Here is an 8,864-nt window from a genome sequence, read left to right as displayed (position 1 = left end):
ACCGATCCGCGCCCGTCCGACCATCGATAAGCTCAGCCGAGATTCTGATTGTCGACGGCGACTGACGAACGCTGCCCGTTAGAATGTTGGCGACCCCGAGCTTTTGGGCAGCAACCCTGACATCATCCTGGCTTACCGCAGCGGAGGAGGTGCTTCCGATCACCGTCAAACCACCCAGCCGGGTTAGCGCGCCGCGTATTTCATCGGCTATGCCCTCTGCGAAATAGGCCTGGTTCGCGTCGCCACTGAGGTTTCTGAATGGCAGGACAGCGATGCTGCCTGGTCCCGAAGCAGCGCTCGGCTTGAAATGAACCCAGGCCGCAAGCCCCGCGGCAGCGGCTCCCGCACCCGCGCACCCAATCATAATGGATCGGCGCGTCAGTACGGATTTGCCGGAGGGAAGGCCCGCGGGTCCATCGATCCGCCGATGAAGTGCGTCCAAGAGAGCCAAGTAGGCCGCTTCCTGCCGGTCGCCCTTCCAGCCCTTGAGGGAGAGGGCATGCACCTCCCCGAAACCCAGCGGCGGTCGAACGGCGTCCAGCAAAATGGGTACGTATGCGCCGCGCTGCCGAGCCCGCGCGGCCTCGTCGCGAACAAATTCGCCTTCCGGCCCGACGGACCGCTTCGTCCATGCAACAAGCACTGACCGGGCGGATTCAAGCTTTTCCTCGATGTCCCGGCGCCAATTTGCCCCGCCGCCGATGTGTGCATCCCACCAGACTGTCAGACCATCGGCTTCGAGGGCCGCAATGAGGGGCTTCAGTCGAGCGCGATCTTCGGACTTGTAGGAAACGAAGACGTCTGGCGCTTGATCCGCCACTCCGGCCCCCCACGACAAACGGCCGAGACCTTAGGATGCTGGGAATCAGAAACAAGCAGGAATGCTATGCGGGTCAGTGTCTGCTTTGGGTCGAAAGCAGACATTAGCTTCTCGGCTAAACAAACGCTGGCTCCGCGTTGCAATCCGCGACATCCGAAGGGATCGCTTTGCGGCGGCAGGGAAATGGGCCCGCACCTGGAGCTCCCGGCCAGACACGGGCGAGACGCATTTTTACACGAGAGCCGCCGACAAGCTGGCCGGGAAGCCTCGACTTGGAAATGGCGGCGTCGAAGCTGTGCATTTGCGGTACAGGTGCCAAGTGGCGCGGATCGAACCCGATCAGCCCAGGAACTTGGTGACGAACTCGCTCGCGGGGCTGGCCTGGATCTCTTCGGGCGTTGCGAACTGCTCGAGGTGGCCCTGGTTCAACACTGCGACGCGGTCGGCGAGAGCGAATGCTTCTTCCTGGTCGTGAGTGACGAAGATGGACGTGAGGCCGAGGTCGTCGTGGATTTTTCGAAGTGCATCCCTGAGTTCGCGCCGGACCTTGGCGTCGAGCGCTCCGAAAGGCTCGTCGAGGAGGAGGATGCGAGGCTGGCGGGCGAGGGCGCGGGCAAGCGCCACGCGCTGGCGCTGCCCACCCGAGAGCTGGGATGGATAGCGCGCTCCGAGCCCGGGGAGCTGCACCAGCTCCAACAATTGCTCGACTCGCGCGCGGATGTCCGTCGCCGAGGGGCGGGCGCGCCGGCTCATGACGTCGAGGCCGAACGCCACGTTCTTCGCGACGGTCATGTGGCCGAACAGGGCATAATGCTGAAATACGAAGCCGATGCCGCGCGACGAGGGACTGTCGGCGGTGACGTTGCGCTCGCCGAACCAGACCTGTCCGCTTTCCGCGGTCTCAAGGCCTGCGAGAATGCGAAGAAGGGTCGTCTTGCCCGACCCCGACGGCCCGAGCAGCGCGACAAACTCGCCGTCGCTGATGGTCAGCGATACGCCCGCGAGCGCGGGATAAGCGGAGAAGCTCTTCGAAATCTGCTCGACGCGGATCGACATGTCAGTGGCGGGCGCTGAGTGCGCCGCGATAGCGCCATTCGAGCGCGGATTTGAGGGTGAGGGTGACGAGGGCCAGAAGAGCGAGGAGCGAGGCGACTGCGAAGGCCGCGACAAAGTCGTAGTCATTGTAGAGTGCCTCCACTTGAAGCGGCATGGTATTGGTCTCGCCGCGGATGTGACCGGAAACGACGCTGACGGCGCCAAACTCTCCCATCGCCCGGGCGTTGCACAGGAGCACTCCGTAGAGCAGGCCGAAGCGGATATTGGGCAGCGTGATACGCCAGAATGTCTGCCAGCCCGATGCGCCGAGCGTCAGCGCGGCCTCTTCGTCGGAGCGTCCCTGGCTGGCCATGAGCGGAATGAGCTGCCGAGCGACGAACGGGAAGGTGACGAAGACAGTCGCGAGGATCAAGCCGGGCAGAGCGAAGATGATGTGGACGTCGTGCCGATCGAGCCACGGCCCGAACCAGCCTTGCGCCCCGAAGATCAGGACGAAGACGAGGCCCGAGACGACCGGCGAGACGGAGAACGGGATTTCGATCAGCGTGATCAACGCTGTCTTGCCGCGAAAGTCGAACTTGGCGATCGCCCAGGCCGCGGCCAGTCCGAACATCGTGTTCAGCGGTACCGACACCGCGGCGACGACCAGCGTCAGCCAGATCGATGCCTTCGCGTCGGGGTCGCGGATTGCTGCCCACCAGGCGCCCATGCCCCTCAGAAACGCCTCATAAAGGACGGCGCCGAGCGGCAGCAGGAGCATCGCGGCGACGTAGGCAAGAGCTGCCAGGATCAGCAGCGCCTTGACCGCGGCGGGCTCGCGAAGACCGGCGCGGGTCATCCGCCCCTCCGCTGCTGCCAATGCTGCAGCATGTTGAGAAGCAGCAGGAGGGCGAAGGAAATTAGGAGCATCACGCAGGCGATCGCGGCCGCCCCGGCGTAATTATACTCTTCGAGCTGGGTGACGATCAGCAGCGGCGCGATCTCGGATTTGAAGGGGACGTTGCCGGCAATGAAGATGACCGATCCATACTCGCCCGCGCCGCGAGCGAAGGCGAGCGCGAAGCCGGTCGCGAGCGCCGGGCCGATCGACGGCAGGATGACTCGCGAAAATGTCTGGATCCGCGTCGCTCCGAGGGTCAGCGCCGCTTCCTCGACTTCGCTCGAGGCATCGGCGAGCACGGGCTCGACCGTCCGGACCACGAACGGCAGCCCGATGAAGGTCAGCGCGACCACCACGCCCGCGGGCCTGTAGGCGATCGGCAAACCGGCCGGCTCGACGATCCGTCCGATGATGCCGGTGTCCGCATAGAGCGCGGTGAGGGCAATGCCCGCAACCGCCGTCGGCAGGGCGAACGGCAGGTCGATGAGCGCGCTCAGCAGGCGTCGGCCCGCGAAGTCGTATCGGACCAGAACCCAGGCGACGAGCAGGCCGAACACGCAATTGATCGCCGCTGCCATCGCCGCCGCTCCGAAAGAGAGCCGGTAGGCGGCGAGCGCGCGGGACGAGAAAGCCGCGCTGGAGAAGCTGTGCCAACCGTCGCTTCCGCTCTTCAGAAACACTGCCGAGAGCGGAATCAGGACGATCAGCGACAGCCACAGGATCGTGATGCCCAGCGACAATCCGAAGCCAGGCAGCCGCGAGGAGCGGCGAGGGAACGCACGGGACATCACGAGTTCGTCAGAAGTCGAGGTGCAGACGCGTTGCGAAAGCGTCGCCCCGGGTCTTCGATCCGACCGGGTCGAGAGGCGTGTTGTCGCCCCAGAAATGCACCCAGTTGAACATGAGCTTCACGTACGGATTGAAGTACCAGTTCAGCGCGCCGGTGAAGCTCGACGCCTTGTTGCCGATCCGCGACGCGACCGGCGTGTCCGCAAGGTTCAGATGGTCGTAGCGAACCGCGACCTCGAACGCGCCGAGTCCGCCGTTGCCGAGCTCATGGAACGGCCGGACGCGATCGAAATTGCCGCCCTTGAACGGCCGGGTCTCGCCCGTCAGCATATAGGCCGCATATCCGTAATAGCCTGTGAAATGCAGGTTATCAGCGTCGAACCGGTCAAGCCACAGCCGCCCGGCCTCGCCTGCGACGGTCAGGGGCCCGAATACGCCGGCCGCCTCCGCGCCTGCATAGGTCATCGAGTGCACGTTCGTGATCACGCCGCTGTCCGCGATGTTGCCGTTGTCGACGCGGATGTTCGGCCGGTCATTCAGTCGAACCGCGTCGGGGATGTCGCCGGACTTCAGCCGATCGCGATAGAAGCCGGACAGGCCGACATGGATGATCTTGCCGTCCTGGAAGACCGGCTCCCAGGTCGCGCGGCCGTTGAAGCCCCAGCTTTCGCCCGGCGCGGTGCCGAGCCCGCGACTGACGCTTTCATTATCGCCGAAGAAGCCGCCGGCGACGTTGATGTTCTCCTTGGGCGCATAGGCCGCAGAAATGCCGATGCGTCGCTCCGCTCCGGCATTGCCGAACGCATTGGTGAACATCCCGCGCTCGATGAACACGTTGTAGTTGTCGCTATTGTTGCTCTCCAGCCCGAACGGAGCCTTGTGCTGGCCAATGGTCAGGACCGTCTTCGGGATCTTGGTGTACTGCAGGTAGGCGTCGGTGATGTTCACCGCGTCTCCCGCGAAGTCCACCTCGGCCCGGTAGTTGAACCATTTGAACGCAGTGCCCTCGAACCCGAGGCGAAGGCGGCGGAAGGCGGTTCCATCGTTATAATCGTAGCCACCTTCGCGCGAGCTGAACACGGCGGCATCGGCATCGACCACGCCGCGCGGCTTGAAGGTGAAGCTGCCGTTGGGGTCGGATATGGTTGGGACCCAGCCAAATTGCGCATTCTTCGCCGCTCGCGTCTCGACGGTTGCGAGACGGCCTTCGTTGAGCTCCGAGCTCTGCCTCAGCTCGGCATTCTCCTGCTCGAGCTGGTTCACTCGCGCTTCGAGGGCGTTCAGCCTGTCGAGCACCGGATTGCCGGTCGGCGCGGCCGGGGCGGCCTGCGCCGGCTGGTCGCTGGCCGGCTCAAGCGTGTCGAGCTGCGACGCGTCGTTCGTCGGCGCCGACGGTTGCGGCGCCTGCGGGGTCGTCTGCAGCGCACGCGCGGGTGACGTAAGCGCGAGCACGGAGGCGCCCGCGAGAAGCAGGATACGCATGATGTGTTTTCCCCTTTGTGTGGAAGCTAACGCTTCGCCGCTTCGTATTCCTGGTCGAACAGGCCGCCGTCATTGAAGTGCAGCGCCTGTGCCTTGTCCCAACCGCCGAAGTTCCGGTCGATCGTGAACAGCTTGAGGTTCGGGAACTGCGCCTTGTACTTGGCCGCGACCTGTGGGTTGCGCGGCCTGAAGTAGTTGCGCGCGATGATCTCCTGAGCCTCGGGCGTGTAGAGGAACTTGAGATAGGCCTCCGCGGCCTGCCGGGTGCCGTGCTTGTCGACGACCTTGTCAACCACCGCGACCGAGGGCTCGGCGAGGATCGAGACCGACGGGTTCACGATCTCGAACTTGCCGCGGCCAAGCTTGTTGGCGGCGAGCAGCGCTTCGTTTTCCCAGGCGATCAGGACGTCGCCCTGCCCACGTTCGACGAACGTCGTCGTCGATCCGCGCGCGCCGCTGTCGAGAACGGCGACGTTGCGGAACAGCTTGGCCATGAACAGCTTGGCCTTTTCAGGCGAGCCATAGGTCTTGAGCGCGTAGCCCCATGCCGCGAGGTAGTTCCAGCGTGCGCCGCCGCTGGTCTTCGGATTGGGCGTGATGACCTTCACGTCCGGACGGATGAGATCATCCCAATCCTGGATGCGCTTGGGATTACCATGACGCACGAGAAGGACGATCGTGGAATAATATGGCGTGCTGTTGTTCGGAAGCCTTTGCTCCCAGTTGCTCGCAATCAAGCCCTTCTTGGCGATCGCGTCGACGTCATAGCCGAGCGCCAGCGTGACGACGTCGGCGGGAAGGCCGTCGATAACCGAACGCGCCTGCTTGCCCGATCCGCCGTGGCTTTGCTTGATGATGATCGGCTGCTTGGTCGCTGCCTGCCACTTCGGCGCGAATGCGGCGTTGATCTGCTGGTAAAGCTCGCGCGTTGGATCGTACGAAACGTTGAGGATCTGGGTTGGCGCGGCGTGAGCCGACACCGGCGTGATCGCTGCCGCAAGCGCAGCAATACCTATACGAAGTGTCTTCGTCCGGAGCATGATAATATTCCCTTCGGTGCCGATATCCTCCATATTCTCTAGTTCCCTAGTAGGGAATAGGGGAAATGCACACCCGGGCGCAGATTCGTCCCGTTCCGGCGCAATCTGGGAGTCGGCTAGACCGGGGTCTCGAAGGGCATCGGCGCCAGTTCGTGCGCGTCCACTCGCACGATCGCGACCGTTCAGGAGGGGATGAACGGGTAAGGGGAAATCGACTTCCGGGTGCGATCAACCGCGAGCATTCGCCCGGCGGGCGGAGTAGCGCGATAGGCGCAATCCATGCGCGGGCAGATCGCGCATGCTGGCCCGACCGGAGTGACTCGCGGCCGGGACAGATCGTAGACGTCGGCGCACGACAGCTTGTGAGCATGGCGAAGGTCGCAGCCCAGGCCGATCGCCAGCAAACCGGTCGCAAGCTCGGTGCGGATCGGCCGCTCGATCGTCCGCGCGACCGTGAAATAGCGCTGGCCGTCCGGCGTTTCGATCACCTGCGTGACGACCTGGCCGGCGGCCTGAAAGGCGGCGTGCAGGTTCCAGCGCGGACAGGTCCCGCCGAAACGCGAGAACGGGAAATTCTCGCCGGCATAACGCTTTGAGATGTTGCCGGCGGGATCCACCCTCAACATGAAAAACGGGACGCCGCTCTCCCCCGGTCGCGTGAGCGTCGTCAGGCGATGGGCGACCTGCTCCACGTTCGCGCCATATTCGCCGCACAGCCGGTCGATCGAATAGCGATAGCTTTCGGCGCTTTCGAGGAAGCGCCTGTATGGCATCATGATCGCGCCTGCCGCATAATCCGCGAGGCTGATGTGAAGCAGCTGCCGGATGCCCTCGTCGGGCGGCCGAGCTTCGGCCACCATCCGGTCGATCACGTTCGCGAACTCGACGAGCGCGAGCTGGTAGGCGAGGGCGAACAGCCGGTTCTCGGACCGCAGCTGAGACGAGATCAGGAAATGCCGTCGGTCGGCGTCGTAAAGCTGGCTGACGCTCCCAAGCTCCGATTGCGGAACGACGGAGGCGGTGATGCCCCACGCGTCCTTCAGCCGGCGCCGCATCGGCCCCGCCATCGACAGCGAATCGCTCAGCGCCGCGCCCAATGTTTCCGCTGCTTCCTCGAGCGCGGGATAATGATTGCGATGCTGCTGAATGTAGTCGCGCACGAAGTTTTCGGGCGTGACGAGGACGCGCGCGTCGGCAGCCCGGGCGGCGCTGGGGTGGCGCTCGGCCTCCTTCACGCTCGTGTACAGCCGGGCGATCGCATCGGCGATGGTGGGCGCATTGTTGGCGAGCTCGGCAAGCTCGAAGCGGGGCACTCCGAAGTCCCTCAGGATCTTGTCGGAGAAAATCTCGACCAGAGCATCGGCGCCGGTGTGCACACCGCTCCCGGCCGCGAATGCGCGCACGTCGATATCGTAGAGCTCGGCAAGCTTGAGCAGCAGGCCCGCGGTTACGGGGCGCTGGTTGCGTTCGAGATGGTTGAGATAACTCGGACTGATCGCGAGGCTCTTCGCCATCTCGGTCTGCGACAGGTCGCGATCACGGCGCAGGCGGCGCAGGCGATGACCGAGGAAAAGTTTCGCCGACATGCGGAGAAGCTGTCAATCTTTGTCGAAGATCGCAAGTCAATTTGTGACCGATAGACCCTTTTTGCCGGGACGCGATGGTGACGGAATGGTCCAATGGGCCCGATTCGCTGATCGAGCTGGAGAATGGCATGACAAGTTTTGACGAGTTGGTTGGAGCACCCACCGGGCGGTTCGACGGTATCGAGCGCGCGTATACGATGGACGAGGTGCTTCGGCTGCGCGGCTCGGTCGCGATTGAACATACGGTCGCGCGGCGGGGTGCACTCAAATTGTGGGAGCTTCTGCATCAAGACGAGCCGATCCGCGCGCTCGGAGCGGTGACCGGAAACCAGGCGATGCAAATGGTGCGGGCGGGGCTCCAGGCGATCTATCTGTCTGGCTGGCAGGTCGCAGCGGATTCCAATGTTGCCGGCGCGATGTACCCGGACCAGTCGCTCTATCCGTCGAACTCGGGGCCGGAGCTTGCGCGCAGGATTAACCGCACCCTGCAGCGGGCCGACCAGATCGAGCACATGGAAGGCGGCGCGAAGCGTGACTGGTTCGCTCCGATTGTCGCTGATGCGGAAGCAGGGTTCGGCGGCCCCCTCAACTGCTTCGAGATCATGAAGGCCTATGTCGAGGCGGGCGCCTCCGGCGTTCACTTCGAGGATCAGCTCGCGTCTGAAAAGAAGTGCGGCCACCTCGGCGGCAAGGTGCTCATCCCCAGCCAGGCGGCAGTCAGGAACCTGGATGCCGCGCGCCTTGCCGCCGACGTGTGCGGCGTTCCAACGATCATCGTCGCTCGCACCGATGCCGAAAGCGCGAAGCTCATCACCAGCGATATCGATGAGCGCGACCACGAGTTCATCACCGGCGAGCGCACGCCCGAGGGATTCTTCAGGCTCCGTGAAGGGAGCGGCCTCGATCATTGCATCGCGCGAGGCCTCGCATTCGCGCCCCACGCCGACCTTCTGTGGTTCGAAACCAGTCATCCGAACATCGACGAAGCGCGAGCCTTCGCCGACGGCATCCATGCCCGCTACCCGGGCAAGATGCTGGCCTACAATTGCTCGCCCAGCTTCAACTGGCAGGCGAAGCTCGAACGGGACACGATCGCCAATTTCCAGCGCGAGCTCGGAGCCATGGGCTACAAGTTCCAGTTCGTCACGCTTGCCGGCTTCCACAGCCTCAACCACGCGATGTTCGAGCTTGCGTCCGACTACCGCGACCGC

At 64.1% G+C, this 8,864-nt stretch carries 7 protein-coding genes and 1 pseudogene; 1 reads left to right on the top strand and 7 read right to left on the bottom strand.

The genetic code is table 11. From position 1 onward, the window contains the following. The 7 genes and pseudogenes from JOZ79_RS03980 to JOZ79_RS03950 form a co-directional block, all read right to left on the bottom strand. Positions 1-820: TIR domain-containing protein (locus JOZ79_RS03980; protein ID WP_294070913.1), on the bottom strand; the 820-nt coding region annotated here is incomplete at its 3' end. Between the two features lie 342 nt (positions 821-1,162). Further along, positions 1,163-1,876: pseudogene (locus JOZ79_RS03975) on the bottom strand (ATP-binding cassette domain-containing protein); the annotation flags it as partial. Between the two features lies 1 nt (position 1,877). Continuing rightward, on the bottom strand, positions 1,878-2,714 hold the full coding sequence (cysW, locus tag JOZ79_RS03970) for a sulfate ABC transporter permease subunit CysW (RefSeq protein WP_294070907.1): 837 nt from the start codon (positions 2,712-2,714) through the stop codon (positions 1,878-1,880). Further along, entirely contained in the window at positions 2,711-3,544 is an 834-nt protein-coding gene (gene cysT, locus JOZ79_RS03965) for a sulfate ABC transporter permease subunit CysT (protein WP_294070904.1), read from the bottom strand. The genes cysW and cysT overlap by 4 nt, the downstream gene beginning before the upstream one ends. A gap of 10 nt (positions 3,545-3,554) precedes the next feature. Continuing rightward, positions 3,555-5,027: a porin gene (locus tag JOZ79_RS03960; protein ID WP_294070901.1), complete on the bottom strand. Its 1,473-nt coding sequence runs from the start codon at positions 5,025-5,027 to the stop codon at positions 3,555-3,557. A gap of 26 nt (positions 5,028-5,053) precedes the next feature. Beyond that, complete coding sequence (locus JOZ79_RS03955) at positions 5,054-6,067, bottom strand: sulfate ABC transporter substrate-binding protein (RefSeq protein ID WP_294070898.1); 1,014 nt, start codon at positions 6,065-6,067, stop codon at positions 5,054-5,056. 182 nt (positions 6,068-6,249) lie between these two features. Then, positions 6,250-7,653, bottom strand: a complete 1,404-nt coding sequence (locus JOZ79_RS03950) for an XRE family transcriptional regulator (protein ID WP_294070895.1) — start codon at positions 7,651-7,653, stop codon at positions 6,250-6,252. A 128-nt stretch (positions 7,654-7,781) separates the two neighbouring features. Here JOZ79_RS03950 and aceA point away from each other — a divergent pair. Next, positions 7,782-8,864: isocitrate lyase (gene aceA, locus JOZ79_RS03945; RefSeq protein ID WP_294070892.1), on the top strand; the 1,083-nt coding region annotated here is incomplete at its 3' end.

Source organism: Sphingomonas sp. (genome assembly GCF_019242355.1).
Taxonomy (GTDB): Bacteria; Pseudomonadota; Alphaproteobacteria; order Sphingomonadales; family Sphingomonadaceae; genus Sphingomicrobium.
This window is presented reverse-complemented; position numbering and strand designations above follow the sequence as displayed.

Bases quoted from the DNA above. Each gene is read 5' to 3' on its own strand.
- cysW (WP_294070907.1), bottom strand. From the start codon at position 2,714: ATGACCCGCGCCGGTCTTCGCGAGCCCGCCGCGGTCAAGGCGCTGCTG.
- cysT (WP_294070904.1), bottom strand. From the start codon at position 3,544: ATGTCCCGTGCGTTCCCTCGCCGCTCCTCGCGGCTGCCTGGCTTCGGA.
- JOZ79_RS03960 (WP_294070901.1), bottom strand. From the start codon at position 5,027: ATGCGTATCCTGCTTCTCGCGGGCGCCTCCGTGCTCGCGCTTACGTCA.
- JOZ79_RS03950 (WP_294070895.1), bottom strand. From the start codon at position 7,653: ATGTCGGCGAAACTTTTCCTCGGTCATCGCCTGCGCCGCCTGCGCCGT.
- JOZ79_RS03955 (WP_294070898.1), bottom strand. From the start codon at position 6,067: ATGCTCCGGACGAAGACACTTCGTATAGGTATTGCTGCGCTTGCGGCA.